Annotated in this window: 14 protein-coding genes and 1 pseudogene; 10 read left to right on the top strand and 5 right to left on the bottom strand. The window is 74.5% G+C overall.

The genetic code is table 11. The features are described 5' to 3' along the window. A pseudogene (locus ACUY4T_RS00500) lies at positions 1-762 on the top strand (phosphotransferase); the annotation flags it as partial. Between the two features lie 464 nt (positions 763-1,226). Here ACUY4T_RS00500 and ACUY4T_RS00495 read toward each other — a convergent pair. Both ACUY4T_RS00495 and ACUY4T_RS00490 read right to left on the bottom strand, forming a co-directional pair. Next, on the bottom strand, positions 1,227-4,541 hold the full coding sequence (locus tag ACUY4T_RS00495) for an ATP-dependent helicase (RefSeq protein ID WP_446016941.1): 3,315 nt from the start codon (positions 4,539-4,541) through the stop codon (positions 1,227-1,229). Further along, positions 4,538-7,636 (bottom strand): PD-(D/E)XK nuclease family protein, encoded by a 3,099-nt coding sequence (locus tag ACUY4T_RS00490; protein WP_446016940.1) that lies wholly within the window; start codon positions 7,634-7,636, stop codon positions 4,538-4,540. Before ACUY4T_RS00490 ends, ACUY4T_RS00495 begins: the two co-directional genes overlap by 4 nt. A 93-nt stretch (positions 7,637-7,729) precedes the next feature. Here ACUY4T_RS00490 and ACUY4T_RS00485 point away from each other — a divergent pair, with 93 nt between their 5' ends. Together ACUY4T_RS00485 and ACUY4T_RS00480 are read left to right on the top strand one after the other, a co-directional pair. After that, positions 7,730-7,954 (top strand): DUF3107 domain-containing protein, encoded by a 225-nt coding sequence (locus ACUY4T_RS00485; RefSeq protein ID WP_446016939.1) that lies wholly within the window; start codon positions 7,730-7,732, stop codon positions 7,952-7,954. Beyond that, the gene (locus tag ACUY4T_RS00480) at positions 7,954-8,259 is read left to right on the top strand and encodes a hypothetical protein (protein ID WP_446016938.1); all 306 of its coding nucleotides are present in this window, start codon (positions 7,954-7,956) and stop codon (positions 8,257-8,259) included. Before ACUY4T_RS00485 ends, ACUY4T_RS00480 begins: the two co-directional genes overlap by 1 nt. Before the next feature lie 17 nt (positions 8,260-8,276). Here the strand turns inward: ACUY4T_RS00480 and ACUY4T_RS00475 are convergent, their stop codons facing one another. Beyond that, entirely contained in the window at positions 8,277-8,993 is a 717-nt protein-coding gene (locus ACUY4T_RS00475) for a ferritin-like fold-containing protein (protein ID WP_446016937.1), read from the bottom strand. A gap of 134 nt (positions 8,994-9,127) precedes the next feature. Here ACUY4T_RS00475 and ACUY4T_RS00470 point away from each other — a divergent pair, with 134 nt between their 5' ends. Next, complete coding sequence (locus tag ACUY4T_RS00470; protein WP_446016936.1) at positions 9,128-10,618, top strand: DEAD/DEAH box helicase; 1,491 nt, start codon at positions 9,128-9,130, stop codon at positions 10,616-10,618. 40 nt (positions 10,619-10,658) lie between these two features. On the opposite strand, the gene ACUY4T_RS00465 is transcribed toward ACUY4T_RS00470, so the two are convergent. After that, a complete protein-coding gene (locus ACUY4T_RS00465) occupies positions 10,659-11,549 on the bottom strand; it encodes a PHP domain-containing protein (RefSeq protein ID WP_446016935.1) in 891 nt (296 codons plus the stop codon). Between the two features lie 95 nt (positions 11,550-11,644). On the opposite strand from ACUY4T_RS00465, the gene ACUY4T_RS00460 reads away from it, so the two are divergent. Both ACUY4T_RS00460 and ACUY4T_RS00455 read left to right on the top strand, forming a co-directional pair. Beyond that, positions 11,645-12,667 carry an endonuclease/exonuclease/phosphatase family protein gene (locus ACUY4T_RS00460; protein WP_446016934.1) on the top strand — a complete coding sequence of 341 codons (1,023 nt, stop codon included), beginning with the start codon at positions 11,645-11,647 and terminating at the stop codon, positions 12,665-12,667. Positions 12,668-12,696: 29 nt separating this feature from the next. After that, positions 12,697-14,274 (top strand): aminopeptidase P family protein, encoded by a 1,578-nt coding sequence (locus tag ACUY4T_RS00455; RefSeq protein ID WP_446016933.1) that lies wholly within the window; start codon positions 12,697-12,699, stop codon positions 14,272-14,274. Between the two features lie 58 nt (positions 14,275-14,332). Here the strand turns inward: ACUY4T_RS00455 and ACUY4T_RS00450 are convergent, their stop codons facing one another. Then, positions 14,333-15,067, bottom strand: coding sequence for a YflT domain-containing protein (locus tag ACUY4T_RS00450; RefSeq protein WP_446016932.1), 735 nt, complete (start codon positions 15,065-15,067; stop codon positions 14,333-14,335). A 66-nt stretch (positions 15,068-15,133) separates the two neighbouring features. On the opposite strand from ACUY4T_RS00450, the gene ACUY4T_RS00445 reads away from it, so the two are divergent. Genes ACUY4T_RS00445 through ACUY4T_RS00430 form a run of 4 tightly spaced genes read left to right on the top strand, consistent with a single transcriptional unit; the run spans position 15,134 to position 19,019 of the window. Beyond that, entirely contained in the window at positions 15,134-16,468 is a 1,335-nt protein-coding gene (locus ACUY4T_RS00445) for a magnesium transporter MgtE N-terminal domain-containing protein (protein WP_446016931.1), read from the top strand. After that, positions 16,455-16,979: a DUF1003 domain-containing protein gene (locus ACUY4T_RS00440; protein ID WP_446016930.1), complete on the top strand. Its 525-nt coding sequence runs from the start codon at positions 16,455-16,457 to the stop codon at positions 16,977-16,979. The genes ACUY4T_RS00445 and ACUY4T_RS00440 overlap by 14 nt, the downstream gene beginning before the upstream one ends. Next, positions 16,966-18,165, top strand: a complete 1,200-nt coding sequence (locus ACUY4T_RS00435; protein ID WP_446016929.1) for an Mrp/NBP35 family ATP-binding protein — start codon at positions 16,966-16,968, stop codon at positions 18,163-18,165. The genes ACUY4T_RS00440 and ACUY4T_RS00435 overlap by 14 nt, the downstream gene beginning before the upstream one ends. Continuing rightward, a complete protein-coding gene (locus tag ACUY4T_RS00430) occupies positions 18,162-19,019 on the top strand; it encodes a hypothetical protein (RefSeq protein WP_446016928.1) in 858 nt (285 codons plus the stop codon). Before ACUY4T_RS00435 ends, ACUY4T_RS00430 begins: the two co-directional genes overlap by 4 nt.

The following is a 19,019-nucleotide window of genomic DNA, read 5'->3' as shown; positions in this document are numbered from 1 at the left end:
ATGGCCAGACCCCCACTCACTCTAGCCGCGTTGGCGACGGCCGCGGTGGCCGGACTCGACGTGCGAGCGGCCCGCGCGCACACCCGCGGGGCGTCGGGGTCGTTCGATGCCGTCGAACTGCTCGCGACCGACGGGCGGCGGCTGCTGATCCGCGTGCCGCGGTCGCAGTCGGCCGAGGCCGAGCAGTCCGCCGACCTGGTCGGCATGCGGGCGCTCTCGGCCGGCATCCGCTCGCGCCTGCCGTTCGCCGTGCCGGAGTACGTCGGCCAGGCCCCGATCGGGCCGACCCGGGCGATCGTGACCGAGTTCATCCCCGGCGCCGCCCGCTCGGCCGACGAGCTCACCGCCCACGCCGGGCTCGCTGCGGAGGTGGGCCGCGCGATCGCCGCGATCCACGCGCTCCCCGCCGCGTTCCTCGGCGAGGCCGGGCTGCCCCGCCGCACCGCGGAGCAGGCCCGCGAGGCCGCGGTCGAGGTCATCGACCGCGCATCCGACACCGGTCGCCTGCCCGCCGCGCTGGTGCGACGGTGGGAGGAGGCGACCGACGACGACACCCTGTGGCGGTTCGCCCCGACCGTGGTCAACGGCCAGCTCTCCGCCGACTCCTTCCTCGTCGACGAGGAACGGGTCACCGGGGTGATCGGATGGTCCGGGCTCGCGCAGGACGATCCGGCTCGCGACCTGCACTGGATCCTGACGGCCACCGGGGACGCCGCGGAGGAGACCCTCGACGCGTACCTCGCCGCCCGCGCCGGCGATGCCGACGCCGAACTCGCCCGCCGCGCGCTGCTGTACGGCGAGCTGGAGCTCGCGCGGTGGTTGCTGCACGGCGTCGACACGCACGACGACGAGGTGATCGACGACGCGGTGGGCCTGCTCGACGGGCTGGTGGAGCGCGTGCACGACCACGCCTCGGAGCCGCTCACGACCGACACCGGTCCGGTGATGGCCGTGACCGACGTCGAACGCCTCCTCGCGACCACCCCGCGCGATGCGGTGCGGCGCGACGCGGCGACGAGCATGCTCACCGACAGCTTCGACGTCGAGGAGCTCCGACGCCATTTCGACGCCCCCGACGACGTGGCCACCGATCGGCAGGCTCCGACCGACGAGGACGGAAGCCCGCCGCTCGACGAGACCGCGCCGATCCCGCTCGACCTCAGCGACTGGGGCGACGCTGCACCGGCGTCGGGCGGGACCGGCGGCGCGCGACCGGCCTCGCGCGATCAGGCCTCCGCGACGACCGACCGAACCTCCTCCGGCAGCGCGACCGACGGGCCGGCGCGGAGCGGTCCGGCCTCGCGCGACGCCGACACCGACGCCCAGGCGCGCCGCAACGCCTCCTCGTCGTAGAGCCGCTCGGGGCGCAGCACGAGGTCGTCCTCCACGTAGTAGAAGACCGCGTCGATCTCCTCGACCGGGATGCCGGACCAGCGGGCGTACGCGAGTCGGTACAGCGCGAGCTGGGTCTGCCGCAGTTCGAGTTCGCGTGCGTCCCGCGGTGCCGCGCCCGTTTTCCAGTCGACGACCTGGTAGCGGATGCCGCGCCGGGCGTCCTCCGACCCCGGCTCGGTCGCGTACACCGCGTCGAGCTTGCACACGAACACGTGGCCGTCGAGCGGGAGGTGCAGTTCGAGTTCGACGGCCTCGGGCCGACGGTCGCCCCACTCCGATGCGGCGAACGTGGCTCGCAGCGCCGCGAGTCGCGGGGCGGTCGGATCGGCGAGCTCCTCGGACGCGTCGAGGTCGAAGTCGAAGTCGAGCGCGTCGAGGTCGCCGGCCTCCGCGCCGACGGAGCCGTCGCCCTCGCCGAGCGCCCGTTGCTCGACCCACGAGTGGAAGAGCGTGCCGATCCGGGTGGCCCGGTACGGGCGCTGCGGCATCGGCCGGGCCAGTTCGGCGGCGACGGCGGCGGGGTCGTCCACGTAGTCCTTGAAGCGCGACGCGGGCACGCGCACCGGCACCGCCGCGCCGTGACGCGGGTCGGCCCGGCGACGGCGTTCCTCGAGCAGCATCCGGAGCTCGTCGGCGAGCTGAGGGCTCAGGCCCGCTCCGGACGGCGCGGCGGCGGCCTCGCGCACCAGTTCGGCAGCGCGTTCGACCGATGCCCGGCGGGCGCCGAGCGGATCGAGCGGCCAGCTCACCGTGGAGGCGCCGGCCGTTCGGGGGTTCTCGTCGTGCTCGGGAGCGGAGGGAAGGGCGGCGGGCTCGACGACGCCCACCTGCACCAGCTCGCGCAGGAACACGCTGGGTGACCGCGGCGCCTTCTGCGAGGCCCACCACGAGCCCGAGAGCAGGAGCTCGGACCGGGCCCGTGTCACGCCCACGTAGGCGAGGCGGCGCTCCTCGTCGGCATGGCGCTCGCGGTTCTCCGCGCCGTACGCCCGCACGGCCTCGTCGAACTCGGCCTGGCTCTGCACGCCGCGCCACATGAGCTCCGGGATCTCGTCGCGGTCGCCCCGGAACTCGTCGGGCAGGGCGCCGAAGGCGAGCCATCCGCGGGTGCTGCGCGGCTTGGAGGGGATCTCGTCGTCGACCATGCGCGGGATCGCCACGACGTCCCATTCGAGCCCCTTGGAGCCGTGGATCGACAGCACCTGCACGGCGCCGGGCTCCGGTTCGTCCTGTCGCGGGCTCAGGCGGTCGCGCTGCTCGGCCTCGGTGAGCCAGCCGAGGAAGGCGCCGAGCGTGGCGTGCTCGGCGGTCTCGACGAAGCCGGAGACCAGGTCGTCGAACGCCTCGAGGCTCGCGGAGCCGAGCGGCTGGGCGGGGTTCGCGGCGACCTCGACGTCGAGCAGCAGCTCCTGCTGCACGAGCGTCGCGAAATCGACGAGCCCCAGCCCCGTGCGCCGCCGGAGCGACTGCAGTTGCGCCCCGGCGCGGCGCATCCGCGCGAGGCCCTCCGGGGAGATCGCCGCCAGCGCGCGGTGATCGTCGGGCGCCGTGAGCACGAAGTCGAGGGCGTCGACGAGCGAGGGCGACTCGTCGGGCGCGATCGAGCCTCGGATGCCGCGGCGGACCTCGTCGGCCAGCCGGCGCGTGGCGAGGTCGCGATCGGCCAGCCAGCGCGCGAGGGCGCCGAGCGCGGCGAGGTCGGCGGTGCCGATCCGCCACCGGGCGCCGCCGAGCAGCCGCAGGAGCTCCGATCCGGCGGTGGGGTCGTGCAGGGCGCGCAGCGCGCAGACGAGGTCGGCGATCACGGGCTGGTCGAGCAGGCCGGCGACGCCGAGCACGTGCACCGGGACGCCGCGCGCGCGGAGCGCGGCGGCGAACAGGTCGACGTGCGCGAACGTGCGGCAGAGCAGCGCGGCGGTGCGGCCGCCCGGCCGCATGCGCTCCGCGAGCCACTCCGCGACGTTCTCGGCCTCGTCGTCGATCGTCTCGGACCACGACACGTCGAGTCGCCCCGGCCCCGCGAAGGGCGACGGCCGGAGGGGCGCCTTCGCGATGCCGCCGTCGAGCGGCGCGATCAGGGCGTTCGCCGCGTCGAGCACGACGACCGGGTTGCGCCAGCTGGTCGACAGGTCGTAGGCCCGGGCCTCGCCGTCCGACGCGAAGTCCCCGGCGAAGCGGGCGAGGTTCGCGGCGCTCGCACCGCGCCAGCCGTAGATCGACTGGTCGGGGTCGCCGACGGCCATCACGGGATGGTCGCGGAACAGGGTGGCGAGCAGGCGCGTCTGCACCACGCTGGTGTCCTGGTACTCGTCGAGCAGCACCGTGGCGTGGCGCTCGCGGTGCTCGATCGCCACCTCGGGATGGGCGGTGCAGATCTCGAGCGCGAGCGCGACCTGGTCGGAGAACTCGAGGTACCCGCGCTCGCGCTTCGCCGCCGCGTAGGCGTCGGCGAGGTCGAGCAGAGGGGGAAGCGCGTCGACCACGCCGAGCGCCGAGGTGAAGCTCTCGAACGGCGTGCGCTTGCGCGGCGCCTCGATCGGCAGGTCGGACATCGCGAGGAAGTCGCGGACGAACGCGCGCACGTCGCGGCTGTCGGTCACGTTCTCGGCGAGCGCGCGGCTCAGCGAGAGGACCGCGCCGGTGACGCGGTCGAGCGACGCGTCGATCTCGACGAGCCTCGGGTCGGCGGATGCCGCGACGATGCTGCGCGCGAGCTGCCACGCCGCGGCCTCGCCGAGCACCGCGGCGTCGGGCTCCCGCCCGATGCGCAGCGCGTGCTCGCGGTAGATCGCCCCGGCGAAGGCGTTGTAGGTGCCCACCGCCGCCGACTCGAGCGGATCGATGCGCACGTCGGCGAGCCCCTCGTCGACGAGTTGGCCGATCCGCTCGCGGATCCGTTCGGCCAGCTCGCCCGCCGCCTTCCGGGTGAAGGTCAGGCCGAGCACCTCGGGCACCTGGGCGTACCCGTTCGCAAGCAGCCAGACGACCCGGTTCGCCATCGTCTCGGTCTTGCCGCTCCCAGCGCCGGCGACCACGATGCTCCCGCCCCGCGGCGACGCCTCGATGACGGCCCGCTGCTCCGGGGTCGGCTGGTGCAGGCCCAGTCGGAGCGCGATCTCGTCGGCGCCGAGCCGAGCGGCGCTCACGCGCACACCGCCGGGACGAGGTGCACACGGTACTGCCAGTCGCCGAACCGGGACCCGTGGGCGAACTCCAGCGGCGACTCGAACGACGCCCCGGACATCACCTCCGCCACCTCGTCGAGCCTCGCGCGGAATGCCGCCTCGGCGTCGTCGTCGAACGGCTGCTGCGCCCGCTCGGTGTACAGTCGGCCGCCGACGGGGCGGGCGACGTACACCAGCTTCGCGCCGCCCAGCCGGCCGGCGTTCGGCAGCGCCCCCGCGCGCGCGGCGAGCTGGTAGGCCGCGAGCTGCGGATGCTCCGCGGTCTTCGCCGCGGTCGGCGGGGTGCGACCGGTCTTGAGGTCGACGATCACGGTGGTCCCGTCGGGCGATGCTTCGACCCGGTCGATGGTGCCGGTGATGCGGACGCGCCCGCTCACGAGCGTGAACCGGCCCTCCGCGCCGAGCACCACCACCCCGTCGTCGTCGGCGTTGCGGAGGTAGTCGGCCGCTCCCTCGGTCATGCGCCGGGCGCCGCGACGTTCGCGCTCCGCCACCCAGCCGGCTTCGAAGCGGAGGTCGCGCCAGCGTCGCTCGACCGAGGCCCAGAGGGTCTCGACGTCGACGTCGCCGCTGGCCGCCGCCTCTTCGACCACCGCGTGCACGATGGTGCCGATCGAGGCGGCCAGGCCGGACGGCGGAGCGGCGACGTGGTCCACGAACCATCCGAGCGGCGACTCCTCGACGCGGTCGATCTGCGAGGGCGAGACCGGCACGAGCGCCTCGGGGTCGGCGTCGAGGTCGACGAGCGGCGCGAGCGTCGACGGGGCGGCGAGCCCGTACCAGTCGTCGGGGTGCGCCCCCGGCACGCCCTGCTCGGCCAGGAGGGCGATACCCGCGGCCGCCTCGCGATCGCCCGCGGCGGCGTCGCGCCGCAGGGCGCCGACCATGCCCCTCAGGTGGAGCGGTCGTCGCCGCTTCGGCACGCGGCGCTCGGGCGCGAATCCCATCAGCACCGACGGCTGCTCGTCGTCGTTGGCGGTGCAGGCGAGCACGACCTGGCGGCGGGCGCGCGACACGGCGAGCGCGAACAGGCGCAGCTCGTCGGCACGGACCGCCTGTCGCACCGCGGCCGCGGAATCGGGCTCCGGCAGCGGGGCTCCGGCGCGCGCGGCGAGGACCGCGGCTCCGAGCGCGCCGGCGTGGAGCAGCGTGCCGCGCGGGCGGAGGTTCGGCCAGACGCCGTCCTGCAGGCCGGCGACCACGACGACGTCGAACTCGCGGCCGATCAGCGCCGGAGGGGTGGCCAGCACGACCGCGTCGTCGCCGCGCTCGGGTGCGAGCGAATCCTCGGGGAGGACGTTCTGGCGGACTTCGTCGACGAAGCGGCGCGCCGGCGCGCCGGGCTCGCGCTCGACGAAGCGGCGCGCCGCCGCGAAGAGCGCGACGACGCCGTCGATCGAGCGGTCGGCCTCGTCGGCGAGGACGCCGGAGCCCGCGGCCTGCGCGGCCCACTCGGCTTCGAGGCCGCTGTCGTGCCAGAGCAGCCACACCAGCTCCTCGACGGTCGCTCCGCGCGACGCGGCCCGGCGCGCGGCGTCCAGCAGGCGCGCCAGACGCGCGGCGCGCCGCCCGGACGGCGCGTCGACGGTGGCGAAGCCGCCCGGAACACCGAGCGCCTCGACGAGGAGTTCGTCGGCGCTGCGCGTTCCGCCGCCGCCGAGCTCCTCATGCCGCAGAGCGAGCCGCAGCCGGCGCAGCCCGACGCGGTCGAGGCGGCCGAGCGGGCCCGTGAGCAGCGCCGTCGCGGACTCCGGCGTCGGCTCGTCGATGCCGAGCACGGAGGCCGCCGCGTCGATGAGCGGGGCCGCTCCGGGCGCATCCCGGAGGGCGGACCGCGCGTGGCGGCCGGACACGGGCACGTCGGATGCCGCGAGCGCACGCGCGAAGCCGGGGAGCTCGGCGCCCGATCGGAGCACCACCGCCATCGCGGACCACGGGACGCCGTCGAGCAGGTGCCGCTCGCGCAGCAGGGTCGCCACCTGAGCGGCCTCGGCGGCGGCGGACGTCGCCGCGACGCCGACGATCGGCTCCAGCGGGTCGGGGTCGGTGCCCGCCTCGGCGGCGACGAGCTCCGCGCTCCGGTGACGGCCGCCCAGTGCGGCGCCGATGTGGGCGGTCACGCCGGCGAGGAGTTCGCGGTGCTCGGGCCGGCCGCGGTGCACCGCAGGCAGCACCACTCGGCGCACCTCCTCGGCACCGAGCACGGGACCGAGCGCCCCCAGCAGGTCGGCGCGCCCGCCGCGGAAGCCGTTGCTGGCCACGTCGGGGTCGCCGATCGCCACGATGCGCACGCCGCGCGCCGCGAAGGCCGCCAGGAGCGCGGCCGTGGCCTCGGTCGCCTCCTGCGCGTCGTCGACCACGATCAGCCGGAGCGCGGCGAGGTCGCCGAGCGCCGCGGCGTCGGCCGGGTCGTCGAGGCTTCGCCGGACGACGGCGGCAGCGAAGGCCCCGAGCTCCGCCGAATCGAACTGGGTCGGGCGCAGCTGCTCCTTCACCTCGGCGTACTCGGCCATGAATCGAGCCGCCGCCGACCACTCGGGGCGTCGGGCCCGTTCGCCCAGGCCCGCGAGCTCCGTCGGGTCGAGGCCCTGCTCGGTCGCGCGCATCAGCAGGTCGCGCAGTTCGGAGCGGAAGCCGCGCAGCGCCCGGACCTCGTCGCCCAGCCCGTCGGGCCACTCCGGACCGCCGCCGTCGATCGCCTGCGCGTCGAGGAGCTCGCCGATCACCTGGTCGTGCTCGGCGCCCGTGAGCAGGGTCACCCCCCGGCCGGTGCGGGCCCGCACGAGGTCGTACGCGAGCGCGCTCGCCGTCCGCGCGAGGGCCCCGCGGGTGGGGACCCCGAGCCGGACGGCGAGCGCGTCGCGCAGCGTGGCCGCGGTGCGCCGGGTCGCCGCGAGCACGAGGACCTCCGAGGGATCGACACCGGCCGCGACCTGCTCGGCGACGAGTTCGACGGCGAGGGACGTCTTGCCGCTGCCCGGTGCGCCGAACACCGCCGCGTGCCCCGAGCCGACGAGGTCGATCGCAGAGGGCGCGGGGAGGGCGAGCGGCTGCATGCGCCCCACGGTATCCGTGTCCGCCGACAGTGAAACGGTCCGGGCCCGCACCGCGCGTGTCGTAGGGTCTTGTCAACGACAGAAAGGCGCACCGTGGACCTTCGCATCGGCATCCAGAACTCCCCCCGCGAGCTCGGCTTCGAGACCTCGCAGACGGCGGCGGAGGTCGAGCAGGCCGTCTCCGCCGCACTGACCGGCCAGTCGCCGGTGCTGCGGCTGACGGACTCGAAGGGGGCCGTGTACGTGGTGCCCGCGGCGGCGCTCGCGTACGTCGAGATCGGCACCGAAGAGGCGCGCCGCATCGGGTTCGTCGGCTGATGGAGCTGCTCTTCGTCACGATCGGCGGCGCGCTGCTCGGTCTCGCCGCCCGCTACGCCGTGCCCCGTCGCACGATGCACGGCGTGGTCGTGGTCCCGGCGATCGGCGCGGCCGTCGCGGCCGTCGTCTGGGTCGCCTCCACGTGGATCGGCCTGGCCTGGGACGGCGGCTGGATCTGGGTGATCTCGCTCGTGGCGGCGGGGCTCGCCTCGTTCGCCGCGGCGATGGTCCTGGGCCCGCGCCGCGAGCGCCACGACGCCGAGCTGTTCGCGCACCTCGCGAAGGTCGGCGTCACCCGCGGCTGACCGCGGGGACACCCGACTCAGGCCGTGAGCCCGAGGGCGTCCATCCGGCGGGTGTGCGCGGCGATGAGCTCGGTGAAGACCGGCTCGACGTCGGCGCCGATGGTCCGCCCCGCCTCGGCGGCACGGAGCGCCGAGTGCGCGATGAGCAGCGTGTCGCCGACGAGGCTGCGACCCCAGAGGGCGAGTCGATCGTCGAGCGTGGGGTGCGTGGAGATGGCCGCGGCGAGCTCGCGCTCGACCACCTCGCTCGCACCGCGCTCGCCCAGGATGCCGCGGACGCGCGCGCCGAGCTCGGCGGGCAGCCCCTCGGAGAGCTGGGCGAAGTAGTCGTCGAGCATGCCCGAGGTGATGTGGATGCCGAGGAGCAGCTCGTACCAGTCGGCGCCCGACGTGGCCTGGCGGAACCGGTCGGTCGCCGGCGCGAACGGCGCCATCACCTCGGCCGGCTCGGCGCCGAGGCGTCGCAGCTCGGCGATGAGGTCGTGGTGCTTGCGCAGCGCGACGCCCGCGGCGGCGCTCAGCCCCTCCTTCGCGGCGAGGTCCGGCGCGGTCGCGACGGCGCGAGCGAGGCTCTCGAAGAACTCGAGCTGGATGTAGGCGGCCTGGCCGAGGAACGGCACCGGCTCGGGCACGATCTCGGTGAAGTCGATCCGCGTCAGCTCGGTCGCGGCCACTCGGGGTCGCAGCCGCGGCGCGTCGGGACGCGGCATCCGCGCTCGTGACCGGTTCACCATGTCCGACAGCATATCCGGGCGCTCCCAGCCGCCTCGGATAGGCTGTCCGTGCACGCGGGCGATGGAACCGCGGCCGTGCGCCTGGGATCGGAACAGGGCGCACCTCTCATTCCGCATCACCGACAGGCAGATACTTGACCACGTTCACCGAACTCGGCATCGCGCCCGACATCGTCGACGCCCTCGCCGGGAAGGGCATCGTCGATGCCTTCCCGATCCAGGAGCAGACCATCCCGCTGGCCCTCTCCGGCCAGGACATCATCGGCCAGGCCAAGACCGGCACCGGCAAGACCTTCGGCTTCGGACTGCCGCTCATCCAGCGCCTCGGCGACGACCCCGAGGGCGGCGTCAAGGCGCTCATCGTGGTGCCGACGCGCGAGCTGTGCGTGCAGGTCACCGAGGACCTCGAGCTCGCGGCGTCGAACCGGCCGACCAAGATCGTCTCGATCTACGGCGGCAAGGCGTACGAGGGCCAGATCGAGCAGCTGAAGGCGGGCGCGCAGATCGTCGTGGGCACCCCCGGCCGCCTGCTCGACCTCGCGAGCCAGCGACTGCTGTCGCTCAAGAACGTCGGCGAGATGGTCCTCGACGAGGCCGACAAGATGCTCGACCTCGGCTTCCTGGCCGACATCGAGCGGCTGTTCTCGCAGACCCCCGCGACCCGCCACACGATGCTCTTCTCGGCGACCATGCCCGGCCCGATCGTCGCGCTGGCGCGCCGGTTCATGACGCGCCCGATCCACATCCGCGCGAACGACCCCGACGAGGGCCTCACGCAGGCGAACATCAAGCACCTCATCTACCGTGCGCACTCGCTCGACAAGGACGAGGTGATCTCGCGCATCCTCCAGGCCGACGGCCGGGGCAAGACCGTCATCTTCACGCGCACGAAGCGGGCCGCGGCCAAGCTCGTCGAGGAGCTCAACGACCGCGGCTTCAACGCGGCGGCCGTGCACGGCGATCTCAACCAGGACCAGCGCGAGCGGGCCATGGCCGCCTTCAAGGCCGGCAAGAAGGACGTCCTCATCGCCACGGACGTGGCGGCGCGCGGCATCGACGTCGACGACGTGACCCACGTGATCAACCACACCATCCCGGACGACGAGAAGACGTACCTGCACCGCGCCGGCCGGACGGGCCGTGCGGGCAAGACCGGCATCGCCGTGACGTTCGTCGACTGGGACGACCTGCACAAGTGGGCCCTCATCAACCGCGCGCTCGAGTTCGGCCAGCCCGAGCCCACCGAGACCTACTCGTCGAGCCCGCACCTCTACACCGACCTCGACATCCCCGAGGGCACCAAGGGGCGGCTCAAGCCCGCCCCGACGGCTCCCCCGGCCCGGTCGAGCACCGCGGGACGGCGCGAGAAGGAGTCGCCCTCGGATGACGCGACCCGCCCCGCGCGGTCGCGCTCGCGCCGCCGCACCCGTGGCGGGCGGCCCGACGGTGCGGCCCCCGCGGAGGCTCCGACCGAGGCCGGCGCCCCGGCCGAGGTGAAGGAGCCGGGCGCCGGCACGCACGACGGCAAGGGGCACGAGCACCACGACGGCAAGCCGGCCCCGCGCCGGCGCCGTCGCCGCGGCGGCCGTTCCGGCGGCGCCGCAGCCCCGGCCGCGCAGGCCTGACCCCTCGGGAGCGGCCCGCCCGGCGGGTCGCTCCCGAGGTTCAGTCCGCCGTCCGGTCGACGGCGGTCGGGCGGACGGGCGATGAGCCGGTCCCCTCTGCGAGGATGCGGGCCACCACCTCCGGTGCGGTCGTGTACTCGCCCAGCCGGTTCGGCTTGCCGAGGCCGTGGTAGTCGCTCGAGCCCGTGACGGCCAGGCCGAACCGCAGGGCGAGCTCGCGCAGGCGCGGCTTCGCCGCCTCGGTGTTCTCGGGGTGGTCGACCTCGATGCCGAACAGCCCGGCATCGGCCATCTGGCGGATCCGCGACTCCGGCAGGACGTCCTCCGCGCCGCGGGTCCCCGGGTGTGCCAGCACCGGCACCCCGCCGGCCGCGCGGATGAGCCGGATCCCGGTGAGCGGGTCGGGCGCGTAGTGCGGTCTCGCATACCCCGACCGCCAGTGCAGGATGCCGGCGAAGGCGTCGGACCTGGTGCGGGCGTGACCGCGCGCGACGAGCGCGTCGGCGATGTGCGGGCGACCGATCGTCGTGCCGTCGGCGGTCTGGGCGAGCACGTCGTCCCACGTCAGCTCGTAGTCGGCCGCGATGCGCTCGACGATCCGCTCCGCCCGGGTCAGCCGCGACTCGCGGATGCGCGCGGTCTCCTCGACCAGGCCCGCCTCGCGCGGATCGACGAGGAACCCGAGCAGGTGCACGCTGGCGAACTGCACTCGCGTCGAGAGCTCGATCCCGGGGATCATCACGACCCCGTGCTCGCGGGCGGATGCCGCGGCCTCGGCCCACCCCGCGGTCGAGTCGTGGTCGGTGATGGCGAACGCCTCGAGTCCCGCCCGCGCCGCCGCGGCGGCCAGCGCCGATGGCGTGTCGGTGCCGTCGGAGACCGTGGAGTGCGTGTGCAGGTCGGCCCGGACGGCGTCGGGGAAGTCGGCCATCCTCATATCGTAGGCTCGGCGTTCCCGACGGATCCCAGCCGACTCACGGGCGCCTCGCGCGTGTCGTCCGGGGGGCTGGCCTACGCTGGGACGCGATGCTCCCCCGCACCCTCGGCTGGATGTCCGCGATCGGCACCGCAGTCCTCGCCGTCGTCCTCGTCTGGCCGCAGGCGTTCGGCCTGCAGAACCAGTGGATCGCCGCGCACGTCGTCGCGCTCCGCGGTGCCGCCGCGCTCTGCGCGGCCGTGGCATCCGTGATCTTCGTGGTGCTGGCGACGAACCGGTCGGCCCGCGCCTTCGGGGCGGCCATGGCGTCGATCCTCCTGCTCTTCGCGATGGGCAACGCCGCCGTGCTCGTCGTCCGCGGAATCGGCATCGGCGGGGCCGCGGCGACCGACGCCCCCGACTCGGTGACGGTCCTCTCCTGGAACACGCTCGGCGAGGTGCCCGACGCGGGCACGATCGCCGGCCTCGCGCTCGACGAGGGGGCCGACATCGTCGTGCTCCCGGAGACCACGGAGTCCCTCGGCGAGCAGGTCGCGATCGCGATGCGCGAGGGCGGCCGGCCCATGTGGGTGCACACGCAGGCGTTCGACGAGATCGCCAAGGCACGATCGACCACCATCCTCATCACGCCCGAGCTCGGCGACTACGACGTCGTCAGCGCCGACGGCCCCGGCCCGCCGGGGAACACGAACACGCTGCCGAGCGTGGTCGCCGATCCCGTCTCGGGTTCCGGTCCGCGCATCATCGCCGTCCACGCCGTCGCGCCGATCCGCTGGGAGCTGCGCAACTGGCGCAGCGACCTGGACTGGCTCGCCGAGCAGTGCACCGGGCCGGACGTCATCATGGCGGGCGACTTCAACGCGACGGTCGACCACTTCGCCGGACGCGGCGTCGACGGGGGCGACCTCGGACGATGCGCCGACGCGGCGATCGCCGGCGGCGCCGGCGGCGTCGGCACCTGGCCGACCGGCACCCCCGCGCTGCTCGGCAGTCCGATCGACCACGTGCTCGCGACGCCCGGCTGGTCGGTCGAGGCGTTCCGGGTGCTCGAGGGCTACGACGACGCCGGCAGCGACCACCGCCCGGTCGTGGCCGTCCTCGCCCGGGAGTGAGCGCCGGGGCTCGGTGCGAGAATGGACGCATGACGAACTCCGGCGACGCCACCGCGACGGCCCCCGACGCCCGCACCCTCGACGAGACCACGGCCGAGGAGTCCGGCCGGAACGCCAACCGATCGACGACCCCCGAATCCGAGGGCTTCAAGTCGTTCATCGGCGGCGGCTGGGCCGAACGCGACGAGACGACGCCGGGCCCGCGCGCGCAGGCCGCGTACGCCGCCCGGCGACGCGCGACGGTCTCGGCCGCGTTCCCCGGCCGGCGGCTGATCATCCCGGCCGGCGACATGAAGCAGCGCGCCAACGACACCGACTACCCGTTCCGGGCCCACTCCGCCTTCGCCCACCTCACCGGCTGGGCATCGGACTCCGAGCCCGGTGCCGTGCTCGTGATGGACCCGGACGGCGACGGGCACACCGCGACGGTGTACTTCCGCGAGCGGGCCGGGCGCGACTCCGAGGAGTTCTACGCCAACCCCGCGATCGGCGAGTTCTGGATCGGCCCGCGCCCCTCGCTCGCCCACGTCGCGGCCGACCTGCAGGTCGAGACGCGCGGGATCGCCGAACTCGAGGCGGTCGTCGACTCGGTCGACACCGCGACCCTCGTGCTGCGCGAGGCCGACGCGTCGATCACCGAGCGGGTCGACCACGCGCGCCTGCGGTACGCGGCCGAGGCGGCGCTCTCGACGAACGCAGCCGACGCCCCGTTCAGCCTCGAGGTCAACGCGGAGCACGAGCCCGACGCCGACCTCGCGCGCGTGCTCTCCGAGCTGCGCCTGGTCAAGGACGACTTCGAGGTCGCCGAGCTCCGCGCCGCCGTCGACGCCACCGAGCGCGGGTTCGCCGAGGTGCTCGCCGAGCTGCCCCGCATCACGAGCGAGGTGCGCGGCGAGCGGGTCATCGAGGGCGTCTTCGCCACGCGTGCCCGCCTCGACGGCAACGACGTCGGGTACGCGTCGATCGCCGCCGCCGGGCCGCACGCCACCATCCTGCACTGGACCCGCAACGACGGGCCCGTCGTCCCCGGCGACCTCGTGCTGCTCGACGCCGGCGTCGAGATGGACAGCTACTACACCGCCGACATCACGCGCACGTTCCCGGTGAACGGCACGTTCTCGCCGGTGCAGCGCCAGGTCTACGAGGCCGTGCTCGAGGCGGCGGACGCCGCGTTCCGCATCGTCCGGCCCGGGGCGATCTTCCGCGAGATCCACGCCGCCGCGATGGAGGTCATCGCGAAGCGCACCGCGGAGTGGGGCTTCCTCCCCGTCTCGGCCGAGGAGTCGCTGCTGCCCGAGAACCAGTACCACCGGCGCTACATGGTGCACGGCACGAGCCACCACCTCGGACTCGACGTGCACGACTGCGCCCAGGCGCGGCGTTCGATGTACCTCGACGGGGTGCTCGAGGAGGGCATGGTCTTCACCATCGAGCCGGGGCTCTACTTCCAGGCGGACGACCTCACGGTGCCGGAGGAGTTCCGCGGCATCGGCGTGCGGATCGAGGACGACATCCTCGTCACCGCCGACGGCGCCGAGAACCTGTCGGCCGGGATCCCGCGCACGGCCGACGAGGTCGAGGCGTGGGTCCGCGCAGCGCGCGGCTGACGGCGGAAACCGCCGACCCGCTGCGGCGCGACCGCCCGCGGCGGGCGGTGCCGCCTCGTCAGGCCTCGCCCGCGTCGCGGCCCTCGCGTGCGGCGCGACGTCGCGCGTCCTGCGCCTCGCCGTAGGTGAGCGGGCGCGCGTCGTTCGCGGGCTCGGCCGCCGCGGGACGATCGGCCGACGGTCCGGTCTCGTCCCCCTCGCCGGCGACGGGCTCGCCGGCGACGGGCTCGGCCGGCGACTCGGTCGGCTGCGCCGGTGCCGTCCCGGCCGGGGTCGGCGCGGCGGGGACGACCGGAGCCGGCGCCGCGGCATCCGTCACGCCCAGCACGTCCCGCGCGCGAGCCACGTGCTGCGGCTCGCCGATGATCGCGTAGCGCGTGGCGAGCACCTGCATCACCGAGGTGAAGTCGCGTCGGCGGCGGTTCAGCGAGTACGACACGACGCCGAAGATCATGCCGAACCCGGCCCCGATCAGGATCGCGGCGCCGAGGATGCCGAGCGCGTCGGGCGAGAAGATGAACAGCAGCAGGCCGAGGAAGGTGCCGAACCACGCGCCGGAGAGCGCGCCGGCGCCGGCCGCCCGACCCCAGGTGAGCTTGCCGGTGATGCGCTCGACGGTGGTGAGGTCGTGGCCCACGATCGAGAGCTCCTTGACGGGGAACTCGGCCTTGGCCAGGCGATCGACCGCCGACTGGGCCTCCTGGTAGGTCTCGTAGCTCGCGATCGTCTCGCCCTTGGGCAACGTGGGATAGGTGCGGCCGAGTCGGCCGCCGAACGGACTCTGCGTGCTCACCGGGCCATTCTCCCACGCGCGCCCGGGCCCGGGCCCGAAGGCGGTCGCGCGGGGTAAGTTGGGGATGTGAGCGCCACGAGAGTCTTCGTCGCCCGACTCGCCGGGTGCCCCGTCTTCGACCCCGCGGGAGACCGCGTCGGCAAGGTGCGCGACGTGCTCGTCGTCTACCGCAAGTCCGACCCGCCGCGCGTCGTCGGCCTCATCGTCGAGATCCCCGGCAAGCGCCGCGTGTTCGTCTCGATCGGGCGCGTGACCTCGATCGGCGGCGGGCAGATCATCACGACCGGGCTGATCAACCTGCGCCGCTTCGAGCAGCGCGGCGGCGAGGTCCGCGTCATCGCCGAGATGCTGGGCCGGAAGGTCGGCTTCAACGACGGGTCGGGCAACGCCACGATCGAGGACGTCGCGATCGAGGAGCGCGACCCCGGCGAATGGGAGGTCGACCAGCTCTTCGTGCGGCGGCCGAAGACGAGCGCGTCGCCGTTCGCGAAGGGACCGTCCGCCTACGTCACCTGGCGCGAGGTCCGGGAGCTCACCGCGGCGGGCGAGGCGCAGTCCGCCGAGCAGCTCATCGCGACCTATTCCGAGCTCAAGCCCGCCGACCTCGCCACGACGCTGCTCGACCTGCCGCCGCGCCGGCGACAGGAGGTCGCCGCGGAGCTCCCCGACGACCGCCTCGCCGACGTGCTGGAGGAGATGCCCGAGGTCGACCAGGTGGAGATCCTCGCCAAGCTCGGCGACGACCGGGCCGCCGACGTGCTCGACCACATGTCGCCGGACGACGCCGCCGACCTGATCGCCCAGCTGCCCGAGGAGCGCGGCGAGCACCTGCTCGAGCTGATGGAGCCGGAGGAGGCGGAGGACGTCCGTTTCCTGCTGTCGTACGGCCCCGACACCGCGGGCGGCCTGATGACCACTGAGCCGATCATCGTGTCGGCCGACGCCACCGTTGCCGAGGGGCTCGCCCTGATCCGCCGCCACGACCTGCCTCCGGCGCTCGGCGCGGCGGTGTGCGTGACGCTCCCGCCGTACGAGCCGCCGACGGGCCGGTTCCTCGGCATCGTGCACTTCCAGCGGATGCTCCGCTACCCGCCGCACGAGCGTCTCGGCTCCCTCATCGACCAGGGGCTGGAGCCCGTCACCGCCGACACGTCCGCCGCCGAGGTGAGCCGGATCCTGGCCAGCTACGACCTCGTCTCGGTGCCGGTCGTCGACGAGAAGCACCGCCTCGTCGGGGTGGTCACGATCGACGACGTGCTCGACTACCTGCTCCCCGACGACTGGCGAAGTCATCCCGAGTCCGAATCGGAGGTGACCAGACGCGCGACCGCCCGCGCCCAGCTCGCCACCGGCAGCATCCCGATCGCACCCGGAAGGAGGGCAGGAGATGGCACGCGCTGAGACCGACGATCGGCGGTTCGACACCCCCAAGGGGCTCGGACGCTCCGCCGCTCCGCTCCGACTCCCCCGGGACCGCGACCGGTTCGGCCGGTTCACCGAGTGGGTGGCGCGCAACATGGGCACGCCCTGGTTCCTCCTCGGCCTGACCCTGTTCGTGGCGTTCTGGATCATCTGGAACACGTTCGCGCCGGCGCCGTGGCGATTCGACTCGATCGAGCTCGGCTTCATCGCCCTGACGCTCGTGCTCTCGCTGCAGGCGTCGTACGCGGCCCCGCTGATCCTCCTCGCCCAGAACCGCCAGGACGACCGCGACCGGGTGCAGATCGAGCAGGACCGGCAGCGCGCCGAGCGCAACCTCGCCGACACCGAGTACCTGGCCCGCGAGGTGGTGGCGCTGCGGCTCGCCGTGCGCGACCTCGCCTCGAAGGACTTCATCCGGCAGGAGCTGCGGCAGGTGCTCGAGGAGCTCGACCGCCGCGACGAGGAGGACGGGACCAATGCCGCATCCTGAGGACGCGGCGCCCACCCGGATGCCGCGCGCCGACGTCGAGCGCGCCGTCCGCGCCGCGCTGGCCGGCGTCATCGACCCCGAGATCCGCAAGCCGGTCACCGAACTCGACATGGTCGAGGCGGTCACCGCCACCGCGAGCGGGGTCGAGGTCGACATCCGGCTGACGATCGTCGGCTGCCCCGCCTCGGACCGCATCGAGCGCGACGTGCGAGCGGCCGCGGAGGCGGTCGTCGGCGAGGGGAACGCGGTCGTCCGCCTCGGCGTCATGACGCCCGAGCAGCGGCACGCCCTCACCGAGCGGCTGCGCGGCGGACGGAGCGCCCGGGGCAACCCGTTCGGACCGGGCACGCTGACGCGCGTCATCGCGGTCACCAGCGGCAAGGGCGGGGTCGGGAAGTCGACGGTCACCGCCAACCTCGCCGTCGCGCTCGCCGCGAGGGGGCTGGCCGTCGGCCTCGTCGACGCCGACGTCCACGGGTTCTCCATCCCGGGCCTGCTCGGGCTCGTCGACGAGCAGGGGAACGCGCCGCGCCCCACTCGCGTCGACGAGATGATCCTCCCCCCGGTGGCGCACGGCGTGAAGGTCGTCTCGATCGGCATGTTCGTCGAGCCGACGACGCCGGGCGGGCGCGGCTCCTCCGTCGCCGTCGCGTGGCGCGGACCGATGCTGCATCGCACGCTGCAGCAGTTCCTGACCGACGTGTACTTCGGCGACCTCGACGTGCTGCTCCTCGACCTCCCGCCCGGCACCGGCGACGTCGCCATCTCGCTCGGCCAGCTGCTGCCGAACGCCGAGGTGGTCGTCGTGACCACTCCGCAGCCGGCGGCGGCCGACGTCGCCGAGCGCTCCGGCCTGGTCGCGCGCCAGACGGGCCAGCAGGTGGTGGGCGTGGTCGAGAACATGGCCGGATTCGCCCAGGCCGACGGCTCCATGCTCGACCTGTTCGGCACCGGCGGGGGTGCCGAAGTGGCCCGCCGGCTGTCGGAGGGCGCCGAATCGGAGGTGCCGCTGCTGGCGACCGTGCCGCTCAGCGTCGCGCTCCGCCGCGGCGGCGACGACGGCGTGCCCGTGGTGATCGCCGAGCCGGACGACCCCGCCGCCCGGGCCATCGAGCTGGCGGCAGACGCACTCGCCCGGCGCCCGCGTTCGCTGTCCGGGCGACGCCTCGACGTCTCGGTGCGATGACCGCCCGCGCGTCGCTCCTGACCCTGCTCGGCACGGCGATCGCGGCGCTCGTCGCGGGGTGCGCGACGCCGTCCGCGCCGGCGACGGACGACGGACTGCCGGACGGGCTCACCGTCTCGGTGCAGCAGGGCCGGTTCGACGTGCCCGACGGGCGCCTGGTGCTGCACTTCGAGAACACCGGCGAGCCGGTCACGGTGACCGCGATCGAGGTGCGCTCGCCGGCGCTCGAGCCGGGCATGGCGCGCGACCGGCCGTTCGAGCTGACGACGGATGACGCGATCGACATCCGCCTCGACCTCACCGCGACTGTGTGCGACGGCGACCCGGCCGGCATCGAGATCGACGTCGAGACCGCGTCGGGCCCCGACGCCCGCCGGTCGGGCGTCCTCGTGCCCGACGACCCGTTCGACACCATGGCCCGCATCGCCGACACCGAGTGCCTCGCCGAGTCCGTGGCGGCCGTCGCCGCGATCACCCTGCCCGAACGCCTGCGCACGACCGGCACCGGATCCGAGGCGCGGGCGTGGATCGACGTCGGGATCGACCCCGTGGCGTCCGGCTCCGGCAGCCTGCGCATCGACGGCGTGACGGCGACCACGCTGATCGGCGACGAGGACGGACAGGGCTGGACCCTCGACCTCGACGTGTCGCCGGGCACGGCGCCGTCGGAGGTGGCGCTGCCCGTGCGTCCCGCCCGTTGCGACGCGCACGCCATCGCCGACGACAAGCGCGGCACCATCCTGCCGTTCGTGCTCGAGACCGACGACGGCCGGGCGGGCTCGCTCGAGATCGCCGCCGGCGACGCCCTCAAGGCCGACCTGTACGCGTACTACACCGAGCGCTGCGGCCTGTAG

This window comes from Agromyces arachidis (assembly GCF_052805135.1).
This window is presented reverse-complemented; position numbering and strand designations above follow the sequence as displayed.